Raw genomic sequence first — 20,993 nt, forward strand, 5'->3', positions numbered from 1 at the left:
AGTGAATTGACTAATGAAATTAATGAAGCAACATATTTTGTTTGACCTTGATGATACTCTCGTATATTGCAACAAATATTTTAACCTGATTCTCGGAGAGTTCTTCGAGAACATGCAGGAGTGGTTCGATGGGCATTCCCTGACAACGGGGGAGATTCGTGAGAAACAGCTGGAGATTGATGTAACAGGTGTGAACAAGCTTGGATTCGCGAGTCACCATTTTCCGCAGTCCCTTATTGATACCTATCGTTACTTCTCCGGAAAGTTCGCCAGATCGACTTCCCCAGAGAAGAATCTTATCTGAGCAAGCTGGGTATGAGTGTATATGACCAGGAGGTCGAGCCTTACCCGCATATGGTTGAAACACTTGAGAATCTCAAGTCAGCCGGGCATTCCCTCTATTTATATACGGGCGGCGAAACGGTCATTCAACAACGAAAGATAGATCAGATGAAGCTATCGGCTTATTTCGATAATCGCATATATATCCGTCAACACAAAAACATTGAGGCGTTGGAGGGCATTCTGGCTAATGGTCCGTTTGATCGTCGTGCAACATGGATGATCGGCAACTCCCTTCGGACAGATATCATGCCTGCAGTTAAAGCTGGAATCCACAGCATATATATTAAACAGCCCAACGAATGGCAATACAACATCGTAGAGCTTCAGCCTAATCCCGAAACGTCGATGTATACCATCACAGCACTGGAAGAGGTACCTAAGGTCATACACGAAAATATACAACAGCAACAACAAAAAAGGACCCTTGGATAAGGGTCCTTTTGTTATGATCAGGATGAGGCATCCTGTTTCTCGCCCGATAACTTGCCCGTTACTACATCTTGCAGAATAATACGTGCCTTCACTGTACTCCCGTCTTTCCGCTTGAAAGATAGTACCTGCGTACTCCCCTTCTCAATCAGCGATTTCAACATCGTACTGGTGATTTTCTTACCTGCATACTCTTTCCAGACCACGAATGTACAACCTTCCTTGAACCGTGAGCATCCGTAGCCCTTCTTGCCTTCTATAATTTGACCTGCACAACCTGGAGCAGGACAGGCTGCGAGTGTCTCCCGCACACCCGATTGGGTTGCAGTAGAGACTGGCGCCTTGGCTACCGAGCTTGTCCCACCCGTTCTGGGCGAAGATGCCGAAACCTGGCGTGAGGTTTTTACAGCTGAACTCGCACTGGATGTGGAGGCTGCCTTGGCAGATGTCTTTGTATTGCTATTCTGAGTTCTGGCTCCCTTGCCTTTCCCCCTGCTCCCACGCGAATCTTCTCCAAAAGCATCTGCCGCCGCAGGGGCTTGCACACGCACTTTTTCAATGATGGACAAGGTGAATTTTTTGACGTTCTCCATAAACTTGTCCTGTTCCGCCTCACCTTTGGAGATCTGAACCAGTCTCCGTTCCCACTGACCAGTCATCTCCGGGGAGGTCAACAGATCTACACCTGCCCGGCGTATCAATTCGATAGCTGTTCTGCCTTTGAGGGTTAACTGCATTTTTTTCCCCTGCATCGTAATGTAACCCACATTTTTAAGACGCTCAATCGTTGCAGCACGGGTGGCAGGAGTACCCAAGCCACTATCTTTCATCGCATCTCGCAGCTCTTCATTCTCGATTTGCTTACCTGCACTTTCCATGGCTTTCAGCAACGTTCCCTCGGTATAACTTTTGGGAGGTTGGGTCGCCTTCTCCTTGAACTCACTTTTCGTACAATGAACAGGTAACTCAGGTTGCACGGCAAAAGCCTTGTCCGTCCACTCCTCTGCTTCCTCTTCTTCATTGCTGTTCTTCTTGGTTTTCTTCTTGCTTGCTCCCTCATCCTGATCCCCAGACCCCAGGACTACTTTCCACCCAAGAAACAACAATTCTTTGACAGATGTTTTAAACGAATGCTTTTCCACTTCGGTGAGCACCGTATGCTGCTTATACTCTGCCGGAGGGTAGAAATGAGACAAGAAACGTCTTACAATCAGATCATAGACGTTCTGCTCATCCTTGGATAAGGTACCCGGTCGTTTCAATGTAGGCAAGATCGCATGGTGATCCTCGACCCTGCTCGGATTACATACCGATTTGTTATTTTTATGAACAAGCTCCGGCTTGGCGCCTAGTGCAAGTTCACTGTACGTCCCGTTTTTGAGCAAGTTCAGTGTCTTGTGCATACCTTCAATATTCTGTTCAGTAACATAGTTAGAATTGGTCCGTGGATACGAAATCACCTTGTGCTTTTCATACAAGGCCTGTGCAATATCCAATGTTTTTTTGGCTCCATATCCGAACTTGGCATTCGCTTCACGCTGTAAAAGGGTCAAGTCATACAAACGGTACGGGTACTCTTTGGTTTGCTTCACTTCGTATTTGGCAATCTGACCTGACTTGCCCTTCACGCTGGCTGCAATCGCCTCTGCTGCCTCGGCATCCCTCAGCTTATCTCCCTGACGCAACCCCCGGTACTCGACACCTTCCTGACGAAACCAGGCGGCCACTTCATAAAAGGTCTGTGACTGGAACGCTTCAATTTCCATTTCCCGATCATAGATTAGCGCCAGTACCGGTGTTTGCACTCGGCCTACAGATAGTAATGCATTATGGCGTGTGGTAAACGCCCTTGAGGCATTCATTCCAATGAGCCAATCAGCTTCACTTCGAGCCCGGGCTGCATGGGTCAGGTTCTCAAATTCAGAGGCGTCCTTCAAACCATCGAATCCACGTCGAATACTCTCCGCTGTCAGATCTGATATCCATAGACGCTTTACCGGCTGACGCAGCTTTAATTGCTGTTGAATAAGAGCGAAGATATATTGCCCCTCTCTCCCTGCATCACATGCATTTACGATCGCCGAAGCCCGTTTAGCTAGTTCTCCAATCATTTTAAGCTGATCTTTTGTTCTTGGATTGGGTACAATCTTGAACTGATCGGGTATAATCGGCAGGTCCGCTATATTCCAACGCTTATACTTCGTATCATAGGCATCCGGTTCAGCCAGTCCAAGCAAATGCCCAATCGCCCAGGTGATGATGTAATGCTCACCCTCCAAATACGTGCGATTGTTCTTGGCCTTTGGTTCTATGACGGCGGCAATGGTTCGACCCATATCGGGTTTTTCCGCTATAACCAGTGTCTTCATCCGTCCATCTCTCCTCCTTCACCGCCCGCATGACGGCAAAAAGGGGCCTTCCGCCGACGGAAGCCCCTTGCTTCTGAAACTTATTATATCAGATTTCCAATTCAAGAGCACCCTCCTGAATTGAATTATCCTGCTGCCTGTTCTTTCAGGACATGCTTTTGTCTGCACTCTTTGCATACACCCTGGAAGTCCAAACGGTGGTCTGTCACTGCGAAGCCGTACTGGCGCTCAATTTGTTGTTCCAAACGAAGCAGACCATCTTCCATAATCTCTTCCACACTGCCACACTCTGTACAGATCAGGTGATGGTGATGATGGGACCCATCCGTACTACGGAGGTCGAAGCGAGCTGCACCGTCCCCAAAGTTAATCTTTTCAACGACTTGAAGATCACTCAACAGTTCAAGCGTTCGGTATACGGTAGCCAGTCCAATTTCGGGAAACTGCTCTTTAACCAGAAGAAATACTTCCTCCGCGCTAAAATGATCTTTCTCATGTTCAAGCAATACACGTACAGTAACTTCACGTTGCTGGGTCAATTTATATCCTTTTTCAACCAATTGTTTTTTGATGTCATATATCTGTTCTGAAATGGACTTGTCCCGGTTACTTGCCATAGTTGGTCGCACCTCCGGATTAGATTAATTTTGCTTTGTTGGTACTGATTCTTAGTTTCAGTTATCGTCTTATTTATAATTATTATAATGTAATAATAAATCTTTATCACTTAAAAAGCAATGCTATAGCTCACACTTGCGTGAATTATCTTATTTAAATCCATGTAAACACAGCAAACAACCCCCACTAAACGTGAGGGTTGCGATTGAAATGCTGGACTATACTTTTATAAGTTTTAGCATTCGTAAAAATCCGTTCGTAAAGTGCCTTTTTACACTAGAACCGTAGCGCCCATCAAGTATTTGTCCACTTCACGAGCAGCTTCACGGCCTTCATTAATCGCCCATACAACCAAACTTTGACCACGACGCATGTCACCTGCTGCAAATACTTTATCCACATTGGTATTGTATTTACCGTAACGCGCCTTAACGTTTGTTCGACGATCTGTTGCAAGTCCAAGTTGTTCAACCAGCGTTTGTTCCGGTCCATCAAAACCAATCGCAATCATGGCCATTTGAGCTGGGAATACGCCCTCTGTACCTGGAATGGGCTGATAGATCTTACGACCTGTCTCATCCACAATACGCTCAATTTGCACTGTATGCAATTCTTTGAGGTTACCCTCTTCGTCTCCAACAAATTTGGTTGTCATAATGGAGAATTCACGCGGGTCTGCACCAAACAACGCTTTGGCTTCCTCTTGTGCATAATCAAGTGTGTACACGTTAGGGAATTGCGGCCAAGGGTTGTTCATGCGATCACGTTCCATAGGCGCTTGCGTATGTGTACCAAATTGCGTAATAGTCCGACAACCGTGACGCAGCGAAGTAGCCATACAGTCAGAGCCTGTGTCCCCACCACCGATTACGATAATATCCTTGTCCTGAGCAGAAAGATAATTACCATCCTCCAGATTGGAGTCCAGATAACTCTTAATGCTTCCGTTCAAGAAATCCATGGCATAATGAACGCCTTTTAAATCGCTACCTTCAATGTTGAACTCACGTGGTTTGGTTGCACCGCCGCACAGCACCACAGCGTCATAATCGTCAACCAATTGCTGTGCTGCAATATCTTTACCAATCTCGGTGTTCGTCACGAATTGAATGCCTTCCGCTTCAAGCAGATCAACACGACGCTGAACCACTTTCTTATCCAATTTCATCGTTGGGATACCATACATCAACAAACCGCCGACACGATCTGAACGCTCATATACGGTTACCGTATGTCCTGCTTTATTCAATTGAGCCGCAGTAGCCAGTCCCGCTGGACCTGAGCCTACAACAGCTACACGTTTACCCGTACGTTTTTCAGGAGGTTGCGGAACGACCCATCCTTCTTCAAAACCTTTTTCGATGATCGCTTCTTCAATGGTTTTGATCGTAACTGGTTGACCAATCAACCCCACTGTACATGATCCTTCACATGGAGCAGGACAGACGCGACCTGTAAACTCCGGGAAATTATTCGTTTTGTGAAGGCGCTCAAGCGCTTCTCTCCACAGTCCGCGATATACAAGATTATTCCACTCCGGAATCAGGTTATGCACAGGGCAGCCTGATGTACCGCCAGTCATATCTATACCTGTATGGCAATACGGGGTACCACAATCCATGCATCGTGCACCTTGTGTTCTGAGCTCTTCTTCAGCCATATGTTTATGAAACTCTTCCCAATCCTTAACACGCTCAGCCGGCTCTCGATCCGTAGGCAATTGCCGTTTGTATTCCATAAATCCAGTAGGTGTAGACATCTTACGTTTTCCCCCATCCGTTCTTGTCTTAATCCCTTCATCTGCATGGTTCTATATGAAATGGATTACTCATTGTTGAGTTTTTGTCTATTGTATCACAAAATCTTCTCAAAGATATTTCAATTATAGTAGCATGTATTCTAATGAATATTAAATGGATTATCCGCATAATTATTTGTATTTTATACATCATAGCGTTCATGTCTGCCCACGGTCAACACCCTTATTTTGGTCTTAAATGTGATTCTGCAATGCGAAATTAGGCGTGTATTACATGCATTAAAAGTCGAAGTGTCATGTGAATGTCAGATAATTTGTCATCATGAAGAACGGATTATGATAAGAATCTCTCTGATTTCCGAATACTAGAGTGATTTTAGGGCTTTACAACGCTGAAATCCCATATCTTTTACACTTTTCAAAATACCAACTCTCTATTCATATGTATATTATACATAAATTCAGTTATTTAATGTTATATTAATGTAATATGTATATCACTTCAAATAAGCGACTTATTTTTCTTCAAAAAAAAGACGCTGTTTACGAATATTTCGTAATCAGCGCCCTTCTCACACAAGTACAAACTCAGTTTTACCTCTTTCGTATAGGTATTATGCTGAATTTACCGCTTACGTTGATAGAACTCAAATGTGAACGGGTGCATATTTTTCTCATCTTGCTCGCCCTCGATCTGTTCTTTCAGTTCCCATTCAGACCAGTCCACTTCAGGGAAAAAAGTATCTCCCTCAAACTCCGCATGAATTCTAGTCACTACAAGTCGATCTGCAAATGGCAGGAACTCACGATACACTTGGGAACCCCCAATGACGCACAGCTCCTCACCTTTGGTTATACTCAGGCCTTCTTCAATTGTATGCACGATCTCAGCCTGTTCCACTTTGTAATTCAGATCTCTCGTCACGACAATATTACGGCGCTGAGGAAGCGGCTTACCACCAAAAGATTCCCACGTGTTACGCCCCATAATAATCGTTTTGTTTAGTGTTTGTTTTTTGAAAAAGGCCATATCTTTGGGTAAACGCCAAGGGAGTGAATTATTCAATCCGATCACACCGTTCTCCCCCATTGCCCATACAAGTTCAATACTCAACGGTTATACACTCCTTCAATCGAAGTTTCTTATAGAGGTTTGCCCTTATACTGCTATCGGAGCTTTGATGCCCGGATGATGCTGGTAGTTCTCAAACTCAAAATCTTCAAAAGTATAGTCAAAAATAGAATCTGGCTTACGCTTGATCACCAATTTGGGCAACGCAAATGGCTCACGCTCCAGCTGCGTTTTGACCTGGTCCACGTGGTTAGAATAGATGTGAACATCCCCTCCAGACCAGACGAAGTCGCCCACCTCAAGATCACATTGCTGCGCAATCATATGAGTCAAGAGTGCATAACTCGCAATGTTAAACGGTAATCCAAGGAACGTATCCACGGAACGCATAGTAAGCATACACGATAACTTACCCTCTGCGACGTAGAACTGAAACGCAAAATGGCAAGGCGGAAGTTTCATACGGTTAATCTCAGCCACGTTCCATGCACTCACGAGATGACGGCGTGAATCCGGATTATTTTTAATCGAATCAATCACCGCAGCAATCTGGTCAATTTTTTCTCCATTTGGCGCTTCCCATGTGCGCCACTGCGAACCATATACTGGTCCGAGATCCCCATTTTCGTCTGCCCAATCGTCCCAGATCTTAACACCGTTTTCTTTCAGGTACGATATATTGGTATCACCACTCAAAAACCATAACAGTTCATGAATAACGGATTTGAGATGAATGCGTTTCGTTGTTACCAGCGGAAATCCTTCGGACAAATCATAACGGAGCTGTCTGCCGAATACGGATTGTGTGCCGGTTCCAGTACGGTCTCCTTTATGCACACCATTGTCCAGAATATCCTCTAATAAATCAAGATAGTTTTTCATTTATGGGTATCTCCTCGCACTTCTTAATAGCTTACCTACTTGCATCACGATACGCTTGAAGTCATATCTCGGCAATCATTATAACAGTGTAACACAATTGAGCACTTGCTTAAAACGTAATTCGTTAAACCCTTTACGAGGCGAAACGTAAGCCCCAATCCTGTAAACTGTATCATCATTTTTTAAATTTCCATTCAAAAAAGAGACGAATAACGCGTTAGCGCTGTCCGTCTCTTTCTCATGTACGTATAATGCCGGATAAATCCGAAGCTTAGACGATCTTAACGGGAGATGATGTGGATCGGGTGACCCATAACCAATTCCGCAGCTTCCATCACGATTTCGCCCAAAGTTGGGTGAGCGTGAATAGTGAGAGCCAGATCTTCCAAAGTAGCACCCATCTCAATTGCAAGACCAAGCTCAGCAATCAGGTTGGAAGCTTCAATACCTACAATTTGGCAACCCAATACGAGGCCGCTTTCTTCGTCAGCTACGATTTTCACGAAGCCTTCAGCGTGGTTCAAAGATACAGCACGGCCGTTACCCGCATAAGGGAATTTGCCTGCTTTTACTTTGTAACCTTTTTCTTTAGCTTCTTTTTCAGTGTAACCTACGCTGGAACATTCTGGATCTGTGAACACAACAGCTGGCATACATTTGTAGTCAACTACAGATGGTTGTCCTGCGATTGCTTCAGCAGCCACTTTGCCTTCATAAGAAGCTTTGTGTGCCAGAGCCAGACCAGATACGATATCACCGATTGCAAAGATTTGCGGGATGCTAGTACGGCCTTGGTTGTCAACTTTAACGAATCCACGCTCGTCAACGTCTACACCGATCATGTCCAGACCAAGCTCACCATCCGTATTTGGGCGACGTCCTACAGTAACAAGCAGGTAATCTGCAGTTACTTCTTTGGATTCACCGTTTACGGAATATTTCACAGTTACATCTTTATCCGTTTGCTCAGCACTTTCAGCTTTTGCACCCGTTACGATTTCGATGCCTGTTTTCTTCATGTTTTTAGCCACAAGGCTAGTCATGTCTTTATCAAAACCTGGCAATACTGTATCCAAACCTTCAATGATTGTTACTTTTGCACCGAATTTGGAGTACATTTGACCAAGCTCGGCACCAATATAACCGCCACCGATAACGATCATGCTTTTTGGTACTTCAGGCAAGTTCAAAGCTTCTGTCGAAGACAGAATACGTCCGCCAAACGGGAAAGGTTTCAGTTCGATTGGACGGGAACCTGTTGCGATGATGGCATTTTTGAAACGGTAACGCGGAGATTCGTGATCATTGAATACACGCGCTTCGTTTTCGTTAATGAACATGCACTCACCATTGAAAACTTCTACTTTGTTGCCTTTGAGCAGACCAGCTACGCCGCCAGTCATTTTCTTAACAACGCCGTTTTTGAATTCTTGAGTTTTGCTAAAGTCTACTTTTACGTTCTCAGCAGAGATACCAAAAGCCTCACCGTGAAGTGCAGACTCATATTGGTGCGCAGCCGAGATCAGGGCTTTGGATGGGATACATCCGCGGTTCAAACAAACGCCGCCCAGTTCGGATTTGTCTACGATCAATACGCTTTGGCCCAATTGAGCAGCGCGGATGGCAGCTACATAGCCACCAGGTCCTGCACCAATTACTAATGTGTCGATATCTAGAGAAGCGTCGCCTACTACCATATCTTACACCTCCATAACAAGCAGCTCAGGGTTAGCGAGCAACTGTTTAATGTAATTCATAAAGTTTTGTGCTGTTGCGCCATCGATGATACGGTGGTCAAAGCTCAGGGAAAGAGCCATTACAGGTGCTGCAACGATTTCGCCGTTTTTAACCACTGCTTTTTCGCTGATGCGTCCTGTTCCTAGAATAGCAACTTCAGGGAAGTTGATGATTGGAGTGAAGAACATACCGCCAGCAGAACCGATGTTACTGATGGAGATTGTACTTCCTCTCATTTCGTTAGCGCTCAATTTACCTTCACGGCCACGAGCTGCCAGATCACGGATGGAATCAGCGATCATCCAGATGGATTTACGATCCGCATCTTTGATAACAGGAACGATCAGGCCGTTGTCTGTATCTGTAGCGATACCGATGTTGTAGTATTTTTTGTAAACAATTTCGTTCGCTTCTTCATCAATCATAGCGTTCAGAGCCGGGAATTGGCGGGAAGCCGCAACCAGTGCTTTAACGATGAATGGCAGATAAGTAACTTTTGTTCCTTTTTTCTCTGCAATTGGTTTCATACGAGTACGGAAAGCAACCAACTCAGTCACGTCTACTTCGTCCATGATGGTAACGTGTGGTGCTGTGTAAGCCGATTTAACCATTGCATTAGAGATCGCTTTACGGATACCTTTGAATGCTACGCGCTCTTCTTCAAGGTGTTGAGCAGCTGCAGCTGCTGGTGCTGCTGATTTTTTCTCTTCTTGAGCCGAAGCTTCGGAAGAAGTTGCCGCTGCGGATTGACCGCCACCATTTTTGAAGGATTCAACATCCTCTTTGGTTACTTTACCGTTGTTGCCAGTACCGTTAACCTGTGTGATGTCTACACCTTGTTCGCGAGCAAACTTGCGCACGCTTGGTGTTGCCAGAACGTCTTGGGCAGATACTGCCGGAACGCTGTTATTGCCGCCTTCTTTAGCTGCATCCGAGCTGGAAGCTGCAGAAGAAGAACCACTTGTATCAGCTCCGCCTTGAGCTGCGTCTTTCTCTTGCTCGCCTTGATCGCCAGCAGGAGCGTCGTCTTGCTCAGGAAGTTCGCCTTCTGCATCGATGATGGCTACAACTTCGCCAACGTGGCAGACTTGACCGTCTTTAGCAAATACTTCTGTGATTGTTCCATTTACCGGACAAGGTACTTCAACAACCGCTTTGTCGTTCTGTACTTCCATAATGATATCGTCGTCAGTTACTTTATCACCGACTTTGATGTGCATCTTGATGATTTCGCCTTCGTGTAGGCCTTCGCCTAGTTCAGGGAATTTATATTCAAATTTAGCCAACTGAAAAACCTCCTTGATTATGTGCTCAATCCTGAAAACAACCCTTAACTCCAAGAAACAACTGTTACTGCTAATGCAAATAACTGTTACTCAAGGGGCTAATGGCTGTTTACAGTGCAGCTTGCGCTGCGGTGTGAATCACCATACTGCGCCTTGCGGCATGTCAGATGATTAAATTAGAAATTAAGGACTTTGTTAACCGCAGCAACGATACGTGCCGGGTTAGGCAGCCATGAATCTTCGATTTGTGCAAAAGGATATACAGTATCCGGACCAGCTACACGCAGAACCGGTGCTTCCAGGTGCAGGATTGCTTTTTCATTGATTTGGGCAATGACTTCAGCTGCAACACCTGCGCTCTTTTGAGCTTCTTGTACAACAATTGCACGGTTTGTTTTCTTAATGGAAGCAACGATGGTATCGATGTCGATCGGGCTAACCGTACGAAGGTCGATAACCTCAACTTTGATTCCTTGTTTTTCGAGTTCATCTGCAGCTTTCACAGAAGTGTGAACCATCATACCGTAAGTAATGATCGTAACATCAGAACCTTCACGGACAACGTTCGCTTTACCCAATTCAACAACGTAATCTTCTTCGGGCACTTCTGCACGGAAAGCATGGTACAGGTTCAAGTGCTCCATGAAGAATACAGGGTCGTTATCGCGAATGGAAGCGATCATCAGACCTTTTGCATCGTAAGGGTTAGAAGGAATAACCACTTTGATACCTGGCGTTTGCGTAAGCAGACCTTCCAGGGAATCTGTGTGCAATTCTGCCGCTTTTACTCCACCACCGAAAGGTGTACGGAATACGATTGGAGAATGGTACTTACCACCGGAGCGGAAACGCATACGAGCAGCTTGCACTACCATTTGGTCAAGGGCTTCGAAGATAAAACCAACGAATTGGATCTCAGCAACCGGACGGAAGCCTTGTACACCCAAACCTACAGCCAGACCACCGATAGCGGATTCAGCCAGTGGAGTATCAAATACACGCTCTTCGCCAAACTCTTTTTGCAGACCTTCCGTTACACGGAAAACGCCGCCTACATTACCTACGTCTTCACCGAAAAGCAGAACGTTAGGATCACGTTTCAGCTCCACGCGAAGCGCATCACGGATTGCTTCTTTCATGTTCATTTGTGCCATTTGCTTCATTTCCTCCTTAAACATTGACAGTTCACATTTGAATTCATACATGTATACCGGGACATCGGTGTCGCGGATGTTTATGCTTTATCGGAAAAAACTTATTGGAAGTCAGCTTTTTGCTCTTCCAAGTGCTTAGGCGTTTGTTCGAACATGCTGTCGATCAAGCCTGAAATCGTCATTTTCTCGGTTTTTTCCGCTTTTTTGATCTCTTCATTTACTTTCGCTTTTGCTTCTTCTTTCACACGTGCTGTATCTTCTTCAGTCCAAAGACCTTTTTTCTCCAGATATTTAGCAAAACGTGCGATAGGATCTTTAGCATTCCATTCTACCTCTTCTTCTTTTGTACGATACTTGGAAGCATCATCCGAAAGGGAGTGAGGACGGAAACGGTAAGTTACTGCTTCGATCAAAGTCGCGCCTTCTCCGTTACGTCCACGTTCAGCAGCTTCCTGAACCGCTTTGATAACAGCGAAGATGTCCATACCATCAATTTTAACACCTTTGATACCTGCTGCTACCGCTTTGTGAGCGATGGACAGAGCTGCTGTTTGTTTAGCAAAAGGAGTTGTGATGGCATAACCATTGTTTTGTACAAAGAAAATCACAGGCAGTTTATACACACCAGCGTAGTTCAGACCTTCATAGAAGTCACCTTCAGAAGAACCGCCATCACCTGTGTAAGCAATAACAACTTGTTTTTGTTTTTTTAATTTGTAACCCATAGCGATACCCATTGCGTGCAGGATTTGTGCACCAATGATGATTTGTGGCATCAAAACATTAACGCCATCCGGGATTTGTCCACCATGTTGGTGTCCACGGGAATACAAGAATGCTTGATAAAGAGGAAGTCCATGCCATACGAGTTGCGGAATGTCACGATAGCCAGGACATACAAAGTCTTCTTTTTCAATTGCAAATTCACTACCAACCATTGTAGCTTCTTGACCAGATACTGGAGCATAGAAACCAAGACGACCTTGACGGCCCAAGTTCACTGCACGGTCATCCCAAGTACGGGTAAATACCATGCGGTACATAATTTCTTTTAATTGATCATCGGAAAGTTTAGGCATCATGTCTTTATTGACAATTTCGCCGTCAGGAGACAGCACGGACAGAGCTTCTACATCCTCTGTATACACTTCATAAGGAACCTTGCTCATTTTTTTCTTCACCTCAACAAAAAATTTGAATATCAAGTTCCGCTGTTATAATATTATTATACACCTGTTTCACTGCATACGTCAAAGAAATCCGTAATTATTTTATGTTTCCTGTCGGATTGTATGTATAACAGGGGTTTAATATTGGTATAACAGCATAATACATGTCTGCTTGTTTGACCTATCCCCGCACAAGGGTAATCTTACCGTATTGCGCGGTCGAATGCAAAAATCAACCGAGAAAGGTGACGTTTTATGACGGATTCCCGCTATTTGAAACGCACGATTGTGAAGGAAGAGATCGAGAGTCAATATCTTGGAGAGAAACGCACTCTCCGCATTTATCTTCCTCCGGGATATAACGAACTGCTTAGCTACCCTGTCGTTTATTGTCAGGATGGCGAAGAATTTTTTAATTTTGGACGAATTGCTACAACAGCTAACCGTATTATTTTGGACGAAGGAGCCGAACCTTTCATTATTGTAGGGGTTCAGGTGGATGTATCTGTAAGAACTCAGGAATATGCTCCTTTTGGAGATCGGTTCAAGGCATATACCACTTGCTTCGCTGAAGAGATTATTCCCTATATAGAAGAGAAATATCCTGTGCGCCGTTCTCCGCAAGAACGGATACTAGCCGGGGACTCGCTCGGTGGAAGTGTTTCGCTTCATCTCGCTCTGTTATATCCGGAACTGTTTACACGTGTTATCAGCATGTCCGGTGCCTTCTATTCTGCTTCTCAGGAAATCTACGCCGCAGCTGAAGACCTGTCCTGGCTTTCGATCTGGATGATCGTGGGTCTGCAGGAGACTGCTTTTGCAGCAGACACAGGTACGTATAATTTCGTGCAATTAAACCGGGATACCCGGGATTTGCTTGAAAAGCGTGGGGCTCTCGTATCCTACCAGGAGAAAGACGGGAATCACCAGTGGGGCTTTTGGCAGAATGAACTGCCTGATGCATTGCTTTATTTTCTTCAGGAAAGATAAATAAATGAATATGATCCATTCCAACAGGCGGTCGAAAGACCGCCATTGTTTCCTTAACATATGATACCGCTTACAATTATAATCTGAAAAAGAAGCAGGAAACCACGCTTGTTCGCTCCTGCTCCTTTGTCCGTTTACAAGGTAAGTATAAGATCGTATTTATTTCCTAGATTAATGAATGTTGCTCTTCAATCTGTTTCAACAAAACATCACAACCTGCATTCACCAGTTCATATACTTCTTCAAAATTCCCTGTGTGATATGGGTCAGGTACTTCCCTGAGCTTCTCATTCGGGAGCAAGTCCATCAACTTAATGATTTCCGCCTCAGCTCCACCAGGAATGCTGCGCACGTTATCCGCATTGGAATCATCCATGCATACAATGTAATCAAACTGCGTGAAGTCTTCGCTGGCGAATTGTCTTGCTGCCATATTGGCATATGAAATCTGGTAGGAATCCAGCAAATCCCGAGTTCCTTCATGTGGAGGTTTGCCAACGTGCCAGTTGCCTGTTCCCGCTGAGTCAACACGAATCTGATGTTCAAGCCCCTTCTTCAGGACCTTGTGACGCAGTACTGCTTCAGCCATTGGTGAACGGCATATATTACCCAGACATACAAATAAAACGTGAATCATATTAATCCCCCTTGCTTAACGTGCCTTGTAGCACCGGTGGTGTTGACTGTGCTATAACAATCTCTGGCTGTGGGTTGACGTTCCCCGATTGCACCAGTGAACGACGAGGCAGTTTCCATTTATAATGTACAGAACACATCCGGAAAAACACAACGGCCGCAAAACAAAGTAATAGACTCGCATTGGTAGATAACCACCCCATACCTATGGCAAAACCGGCTGTCATTGCCCATACAGCATAAATTTCATCCCGTAATACAAGCGGTTTACGTCCAGCAAGCAGATCACGAATCACGCCGCCACCTATACCGGTCATCACTGCCGCCACAATAACCGCACTAATGGGATGTCCCATGTTCGCCGCGTATAAGGCTCCCTGAATCGCAAATGCTGCTAGACCAATTGCATCGAACAATGCTTCTGTTCGCTTCCAGTGACCAATCCACTTGAGCGGTAGTATAAACGCAATTGCCACAGATACCAAGGCCAGCATAATAAGTGATCCCTGACTCCATAATGTTGTTACAGGTATACCTATGAGTACGTTACGGATTATGCCCCTCCGAATGCAGTCACAAGTCCCAGCACCAGTACGCCCAAAATGTCGTATTCCTCTTCCATGGCCACGAAAGCACCTGACATTGCAAACGCGATGGTACCTATAATGCTGAATACTTCAAAAATGTGTAAGTCCAACCTGTTCAAACCTCACTTTTCAAGTCATCTCCGTGTCGCTCTAACCATTGTATCCGCGAGAACTGAAATTGTGCAACCACAATTTGTGGATTATACTGGTTTGGTGATTATATTTGTACAAGTTCAGAACCATATTCTTATAATAAATTATTTTTTCTCGGAATTTAGGAAGGATGAATTAAAATGACGATGAAACGAATTGTTATTTTTACTGGCGGAAACCTCTCGGCTGAATTAATGGAGGAACTACGGGAAGATGATATGATTATCGCGGCTGATCGCGGGGCATTATTTTTGATTCAACATGGTGTACAGCCCCACATTGCTGTTGGAGACTTTGACTCTATTACTGAAGCGGAACAAACGATTGTTCGTAACAATAGCATTCAGTTCATTGCTTGTGACCCTGTTCATAAGGATCTTACAGATACGGAGATGGCTTTTGAGACGGCACTTGATCATGAACCTTCTCACATCCTTATGTTAGGAGCAACAGGCACACGCATGGATCACACACTCGCCAATGTACATATTATGGTTCGCGCCATGCAGCACCAAATTTCTTGTGCCATTCAGGATAAGCATAACTACATGACATTGACTACATCCAGAACTGTGGTTGAACACCGTGATTATACATATGTTTCTTTGCTACCCCTGACTCACGAGGTTACAGGAATAAGTTTGGAAGGTTTCATGTATCCACTGGATCATGCTACCATTCGCATGGGACAATCTCTGGGCGTAAGTAATAAACTATTAGGTACCACAGGTACAATCACGATTGATAGCGGCATGCTATTGATTATTCAGAGCAAAGATTAAACTTATTTGCAAGTTCATTCTTATTTATTACGTTTTTGTAACCAATGATTTGAAGAAGTAAATAGATTGAAACATCACTAAGACCCTTGATTACCAAGGGTCTTTGCTATTTAGTCTAGGATTGTCATTCGTCAATGATTAATTTTTTGACATTTTTAATTGTATTTTAATAAACATACCCAAACGACTGTCGCATAAGGGATTCCACATACCTATCCAATTTCTAGGCTGTTACAAACCTGTTATACTCGCTCTAGCAACTTAACGAAAACGAATTTTGGAGGTACTAACTATTATGAAAACAAACATCTTTGTCCAAAAGGCCGTAACCGTCGGGTTGTGCGCTACACTAGGTTTTGGAGCTGTATTAATGACTAACGCACCTGTTGCACAGGCAGCAACCGCTTCTGTATCTACAGGTCAACAAATTGTTAACTATGGTAAGAAATTTACGGGTGTACCCTATGAGTTTGGTGCTTCAACAAATACAACCAAAGTTTTTGACTGCTCTTCTTTCATGAAATATATTTTCGAGAAGTATGGTGTAGACTTGCCGCGCACGTCCGTTAATCAATCCAAAGAAGGTTCGGCTGTGTCCAAAGCAAATCTGCGTGTTGGTGACCTTGTATTCTTCTCCAGCGGCAGCCGTTCTACCGGCTCTAACGTGACACATGTCGGTGTGTACGCAGGAAATGGGCAAATTCTGCATACCTATGGATCTCCCGGTGTGACCCTCTCGGATCTGGACTCCGGTACTTGGAAGAGAACGTATGTTAAAGCTCGTCGCGTTCTTTAGAGAAGCATTTATACGAGATAACTAGTATGCAAAGGCCGGAGCCTATAATCCGGTCTTTTTTATTTTCACCCTCTTTTCCCCACACTCCAAACTGGATTTCCATGGAACCGGGAGGACGTTTAATTTTTGTCATGAAGCATATAACCAATCCCCCGTACAGTATGAATCAATTTCACATTTCTTCCCTTGTCCACCTTATCCCTCAAATGTTTGATATACACGTCCACTACGTTGGTATCCATTGCAAACTCATACCCCCAGACTTTCCGCAAAATATCACTCCGAGTGCACGCTTCATTCACATGCAAAGCCAAAAATTCCAATAATTCATACTCTTTTGGTGTTAGTGTCAAGTATTCACCCGACCGATTTACCCGCCTTGAACGTAAATTCATTCTAAGATCATGAACTACAATAACTTCTTCACTCTCTTGGGTTACATTAGCGAAAACACGTAATAAATTTCGTATTCTTGCCAGCATCACTTTCCAGTGAATGGGTTGCTCCAGCACATCATTAGCTCCGTAATCCAGCCATTCTACAATGAATTGAGGAGATGCTTTGGAGATAATAATCAGTAAAGGTGTGCTTGGGCTCTTGTTAATGAATTGTTTGAGCACAGACTTCTGCTCTTCCCTCTGATTAGATTCTTCCTCTTCCCTGTCAACCACGATGATGAGATTGATGTGTGACAACGCAGATTCAACCGATATATGTAGTTCAGACCATTCCTTTCGTTGTACCTCATACCCTTCGGCACATAATACGCCCTGAATAAGGCTGACCTGCTCCTCTACTCCAATTAACAGTATGGCTGTTTTCACTGTTCTTCACCCGGCCTGTCTCTATCCCGCTGCTCACAGCAGGGTTGGTACAGTTATCATGCCGTAAAACAAAAAAGTCCATTCCCTCGGTGGGAACAGACTTTGCATTAATTTTGATTCAGCCAAAATATCGATCAACAAGCGTACGTGCTTCAGCTGTATCTTTGGTACCGTGAACAAGGACCCGTCCATCCTGGAAAATGACCATCCTATGGTCTCCTGTCGTAAAAGAAACCAAAAAAGGATTGGATTCTACTTTCCCTTCCTGGAGTCGATCCAGACGCTCCGCTGTGTGTTGAAGATCCAGATTCATGCGCCGTGAAGGTCGGATCTGAACGGTATCTCTGCCACACAATACATCCGTTTTCTGAAGATTGGATGCCGAAAGGTATGGATACGTTGCCGAATCCCCGCAAGAAGGACAGTCTAGCTTTTTCGCACCATCCACATTGATGGATATGTATTCGTTCCTCCATACGTCAAATGACAGTAACTTACGTCTGAGCGCATCCGCATTACCACTAAGCCATTTCATCGCCTCTGCTGTCTGATTCGCAGTGACCATCTGTACCGCTTGAGGAATAATGCCAGAAGTATCACAGGTATCTCCCCCAAGCGGGACCTCACCCAACAAGCAGTTTAAACAAGGGGTTTCCCCAGGCATAAACGTATACGTAATTCCGTAACTACCCACGCATCCACCATATATCCACGGAATACGGTACTTCTGCGCCATATCATTAATGAGTAGTCTGGTATCAAAATTATCCGTTGCATCCATGATCAAGTCTGCATGCTGTACGAGTTCTTCCAGTTCGTCCACTCTGACATCCATTACTTTGCCTTGTACATGAACAGTAGAATTAATGGCCGACAAGCGTTTTTCCGCTGCCATCGCCTTGGGCATACGTTGAATCGCATCCTCTTCTACATATAATTGCTGCCGTTGCAGGTTACTCCACTCCACATAGTCCCGATCCACAATGGTAATGCACCCGACACCCGAACGAACCAATGTCTCTGCGATTCCTGTACCAAGTGCACCAGCACCTACGATTAACACCTTACTGTCCCTCAATCTGGCCTGACCTTCTTTGCCAAGCGGCGCGTACCGCTCCTGTCTGGAATAACGATCGGCCTGCTCGGAAGATGTTAATTGATGATCTGTCATGTATGAATCATTCCTTCCACCGGACTGCTGCCTGTTGCATAACGCTTCATGGGGATCATTCCTGCCTCATATGCCATTCTGCCTGCCTCTACCCCCATTCGCATAGCTTTCGCCATGCTCACAGGATCTCCTGATCCGGATACAGCTGTATTCAACAATACGCCATCTGCACCAAGTTCCATGGCATGGGCAGCATCTTTGGGAGAGCGTAATCCCGCATCCACAATTACAGGCACAACGGCCTGCTCAATGATAATTTCCAGATTATAAGGATTGATGATACCTCTGCCTGCTCCGATTGGAGAGGCTCCTGGCATTACAGCATGTACGCCGAGCAATTGCAACCTTTTGGCCAGAATCACATCATCCGAAATATAAGGCAGTACCGTGAAGCCCTTTTCAAGCAAAATTTCGCAAGCCTTGTACGTTTCAATCGGATCTGGAAGTAATGTAATTCCATCTCCGATGACTTCGACTTTTATCATATCACAAAGTCCCGAAGCCCGCGCAAGCTCTGCGATTCGCACAGCCTCTTCCGCATTAGAAGCCCCAGCCGTATTGGGTAGGAGAGTGTACCTCTCCAGATCCAACATATCCAGAAAATGCTGTTTGCTTCGTTCTTCCAGATTCAGACGCCGAACCGCAAATGTCAAAACTTCTGTACCCGATGCTTCCACAGCCTGGCTTTGCACTTTCAGATCCGGGTATTTGCCTGTTCCCAGCAACAATCTGGACTCAAATGTGTATTTCCCAATCTTCAACATCATCAACCGCCTCCCACAAAATGAACAATTTCGATTCGATCGCCGTCTTTTAATGCCGTCGTCTCATGATATTCTCGTGTTAAGATATGCTTGTTTAGCTCAACAACGACCGTCTTGACTTGCAAGTCAAATGATTGAAGCAATTGGTCTACACGGTTTAAACGGTCTTCAATCTCCATCCGTTGACCATTAACGATGATATTCACTGTACAACTCCCTTTCTGTTTAATCGCTCAGGGCACAATTCCTCAATTCCCAGTTCTTCTGAACTTCTGCCCTCGAGCAATTCAGCGATTAGTCTGCCTGTAATGGCGCTGAGCAAGATTCCATTACGATAATGTCCAAAAGCAGCGTATAGCCCATGAATACTTTTGCAAGCTCCTATATAAGGCAGCCCATCTGGAGTTGCCGGTCTTACACCTGCCCAAGCTCGCAGAAATTGTGCTTCTTTCATCCCAGGAACCCAATGGGTGGCCGCCGCTAATAGCTTCTGAACCCCTTGAACAGAAACGTTCTGATCCGATCTGCCGGGCAGACTGGTTGCTCCGAGCCAGACTTCCCCATTGGCTTTGGGAACAATGTAGATGTCTTCTGCATACACGGTTCTGTCAGGTCTGTAGCCTGCATGTTCGGCTGAGAACTGAACGGCAGCTATTTCTCCTTTTACCGACCAAACAGGCAAGCTTAGATCGACATGTCTCATCAGTTCTTCACCCTGTAACCCCGCCGCAATGATGACATGTTTGCATCGCATCTCCCCGATAGAAGTGGTGATCCCCTGCACGCCGTGTTCATTGGTTTTCACGCGTATATCCCTTATCCCTTCCATCACCCTCGCTCCCATCGCTTGAGCGGATTCAGCATATGCCTGGGTCAGATGAACAGGAAGAACCTCACTTTCGAAAGGTCTATAATAGGCTCCATACGTATCCCTGTTTAGCCAAGGTGCTTCCTGTTGCACAGCGTAACGATCCCACCAAACTGGTTCTGTAGACCAAGTAGAATTCCGTTTGTTCTTATAACTGCTTATTTCACTGTATGAACGAAACGGGGTTAGGAATCCATGACGTTGGAGACCAATCTCCACCCCGTAGCGTGTAGCCATCTGCTCCTGTTGTTCATGAAGCAACTTTCTACTCTGTCGGGCAAGCTTCGAGATTAGCGGGTGAGCAAAGTCCTCACTGTCTACCGCGAGCATCCCGGCCGCTGCGCATGAAGTTCCGCTCGCTATCGCTGATCGCTCCAACAGCAGTACATCACGCCCCGGGAAGCAAGTTCATATGCAATGGCACAGCCAATCACGCCGCCACCTACAATAATTGTTTCTGCAAGAAGCTTATCCCGCTTCTCAGCCACGCTCCTGCTTCTTAATTCCGAGCCCGAGTGAAATCTGGAACGGTTCCTGTTCCAATCCGTTTCTTCTTCTCCCATCGTCTCATCTCCTTGATTAAGCAGCTTTATTGCGGCTAT

Annotated in this window: 19 protein-coding genes and 2 pseudogenes; 4 read left to right on the forward strand and 17 right to left on the reverse strand. The window is 45.1% G+C overall.

Translation table 11 applies throughout. The features are described from left to right. Positions 1-13 precede the first annotated feature (13 nt). Positions 14-777, forward strand: a pseudogene (locus C0Q44_RS19105) (HAD family hydrolase). A 17-nt stretch (positions 778-794) separates the two neighbouring features. Here C0Q44_RS19105 and C0Q44_RS19110 read toward each other — a convergent pair. From C0Q44_RS19110 to pdhA, 9 genes are all read right to left on the reverse strand, one after another. Continuing rightward, positions 795-3,143, reverse strand: a complete 2,349-nt coding sequence (locus C0Q44_RS19110; RefSeq protein ID WP_105408843.1) for a type IA DNA topoisomerase — start codon at positions 3,141-3,143, stop codon at positions 795-797. A 125-nt stretch (positions 3,144-3,268) separates the two neighbouring features. Next, positions 3,269-3,760, reverse strand: a complete 492-nt coding sequence (fur, locus tag C0Q44_RS19115; RefSeq protein ID WP_308737444.1) for a ferric iron uptake transcriptional regulator — start codon at positions 3,758-3,760, stop codon at positions 3,269-3,271. A 272-nt stretch (positions 3,761-4,032) separates the two neighbouring features. After that, a complete protein-coding gene (locus C0Q44_RS19120; RefSeq protein WP_105408844.1) occupies positions 4,033-5,520 on the reverse strand; it encodes a glutamate synthase subunit beta in 1,488 nt (495 codons plus the stop codon). A gap of 625 nt (positions 5,521-6,145) precedes the next feature. Continuing rightward, positions 6,146-6,634, reverse strand: coding sequence for a dihydrofolate reductase (locus C0Q44_RS19125; RefSeq protein ID WP_105408845.1), 489 nt, complete (start codon positions 6,632-6,634; stop codon positions 6,146-6,148). Positions 6,635-6,679: 45 nt separating this feature from the next. After that, positions 6,680-7,474 carry a thymidylate synthase gene (gene thyA / locus C0Q44_RS19130; RefSeq protein ID WP_105408846.1) on the reverse strand — a complete coding sequence of 265 codons (795 nt, stop codon included), beginning with the start codon at positions 7,472-7,474 and terminating at the stop codon, positions 6,680-6,682. 281 nt (positions 7,475-7,755) lie between these two features. Further along, a complete protein-coding gene (gene lpdA, locus C0Q44_RS19135) occupies positions 7,756-9,171 on the reverse strand; it encodes a dihydrolipoyl dehydrogenase (RefSeq protein WP_105408847.1) in 1,416 nt (471 codons plus the stop codon). A gap of 3 nt (positions 9,172-9,174) precedes the next feature. After that, positions 9,175-10,497, reverse strand: a complete 1,323-nt coding sequence (locus tag C0Q44_RS19140) for a dihydrolipoamide acetyltransferase family protein (protein WP_105408848.1) — start codon at positions 10,495-10,497, stop codon at positions 9,175-9,177. A gap of 176 nt (positions 10,498-10,673) precedes the next feature. Next, positions 10,674-11,651 carry an alpha-ketoacid dehydrogenase subunit beta gene (locus tag C0Q44_RS19145; RefSeq protein WP_105408849.1) on the reverse strand — a complete coding sequence of 326 codons (978 nt, stop codon included), beginning with the start codon at positions 11,649-11,651 and terminating at the stop codon, positions 10,674-10,676. Between the two features lie 101 nt (positions 11,652-11,752). Next, entirely contained in the window at positions 11,753-12,820 is a 1,068-nt protein-coding gene (gene pdhA, locus C0Q44_RS19150; RefSeq protein ID WP_105408850.1) for a pyruvate dehydrogenase (acetyl-transferring) E1 component subunit alpha, read from the reverse strand. Between the two features lie 255 nt (positions 12,821-13,075). On the opposite strand from pdhA, the gene C0Q44_RS19155 reads away from it, so the two are divergent. Next, positions 13,076-13,810, forward strand: coding sequence for an alpha/beta hydrolase (locus C0Q44_RS19155; RefSeq protein WP_105408851.1), 735 nt, complete (start codon positions 13,076-13,078; stop codon positions 13,808-13,810). 166 nt (positions 13,811-13,976) lie between these two features. Here the strand turns inward: C0Q44_RS19155 and C0Q44_RS19160 are convergent, their stop codons facing one another. Then, positions 13,977-14,447 carry a low molecular weight protein-tyrosine-phosphatase gene (locus C0Q44_RS19160; protein WP_105408852.1) on the reverse strand — a complete coding sequence of 157 codons (471 nt, stop codon included), beginning with the start codon at positions 14,445-14,447 and terminating at the stop codon, positions 13,977-13,979. Between the two features lies 1 nt (position 14,448). Then, positions 14,449-15,089, reverse strand: a pseudogene (locus C0Q44_RS19165) (trimeric intracellular cation channel family protein). 237 nt (positions 15,090-15,326) lie between these two features. Here C0Q44_RS19165 and C0Q44_RS19170 point away from each other — a divergent pair. Both C0Q44_RS19170 and C0Q44_RS19175 read left to right on the forward strand, forming a co-directional pair. Continuing rightward, positions 15,327-15,968 carry a thiamine diphosphokinase gene (locus tag C0Q44_RS19170; protein WP_105408853.1) on the forward strand — a complete coding sequence of 214 codons (642 nt, stop codon included), beginning with the start codon at positions 15,327-15,329 and terminating at the stop codon, positions 15,966-15,968. A gap of 295 nt (positions 15,969-16,263) precedes the next feature. Then, positions 16,264-16,764 carry a C40 family peptidase gene (locus C0Q44_RS19175; protein ID WP_105408854.1) on the forward strand — a complete coding sequence of 167 codons (501 nt, stop codon included), beginning with the start codon at positions 16,264-16,266 and terminating at the stop codon, positions 16,762-16,764. Between the two features lie 119 nt (positions 16,765-16,883). Here the strand turns inward: C0Q44_RS19175 and C0Q44_RS19180 are convergent, their stop codons facing one another. The 6 genes from C0Q44_RS19180 to C0Q44_RS19205 form a co-directional block, all read right to left on the reverse strand. Continuing rightward, positions 16,884-17,588: a winged helix-turn-helix domain-containing protein gene (locus C0Q44_RS19180; protein WP_105408855.1), complete on the reverse strand. Its 705-nt coding sequence runs from the start codon at positions 17,586-17,588 to the stop codon at positions 16,884-16,886. A gap of 118 nt (positions 17,589-17,706) precedes the next feature. Further along, positions 17,707-18,759: a ThiF family adenylyltransferase gene (locus C0Q44_RS19185; RefSeq protein ID WP_105408856.1), complete on the reverse strand. Its 1,053-nt coding sequence runs from the start codon at positions 18,757-18,759 to the stop codon at positions 17,707-17,709. Next, positions 18,756-19,523 (reverse strand): thiazole synthase, encoded by a 768-nt coding sequence (locus C0Q44_RS19190; protein ID WP_105409308.1) that lies wholly within the window; start codon positions 19,521-19,523, stop codon positions 18,756-18,758. Before C0Q44_RS19190 ends, C0Q44_RS19185 begins: the two co-directional genes overlap by 4 nt. A 2-nt stretch (positions 19,524-19,525) precedes the next feature. After that, the gene (gene thiS, locus C0Q44_RS19195) at positions 19,526-19,729 is read right to left on the reverse strand and encodes a sulfur carrier protein ThiS (protein WP_105408857.1); all 204 of its coding nucleotides are present in this window, start codon (positions 19,727-19,729) and stop codon (positions 19,526-19,528) included. Continuing rightward, a complete protein-coding gene (locus tag C0Q44_RS19200) occupies positions 19,726-20,769 on the reverse strand; it encodes an NAD(P)/FAD-dependent oxidoreductase (RefSeq protein ID WP_181151082.1) in 1,044 nt (347 codons plus the stop codon). The genes thiS and C0Q44_RS19200 overlap by 4 nt, the downstream gene beginning before the upstream one ends. Beyond that, positions 20,751-20,954 carry an FAD-dependent oxidoreductase gene (locus tag C0Q44_RS19205; RefSeq protein ID WP_105408859.1) on the reverse strand — a complete coding sequence of 68 codons (204 nt, stop codon included), beginning with the start codon at positions 20,952-20,954 and terminating at the stop codon, positions 20,751-20,753. The genes C0Q44_RS19200 and C0Q44_RS19205 overlap by 19 nt, the downstream gene beginning before the upstream one ends. Between the last annotated feature and the right edge of the window lie 39 nt (positions 20,955-20,993).

It is taken from the genome of Paenibacillus sp. PCH8, from assembly GCF_002968835.1.
Taxonomy (GTDB): domain Bacteria; phylum Bacillota; class Bacilli; order Paenibacillales; family Paenibacillaceae; genus Paenibacillus.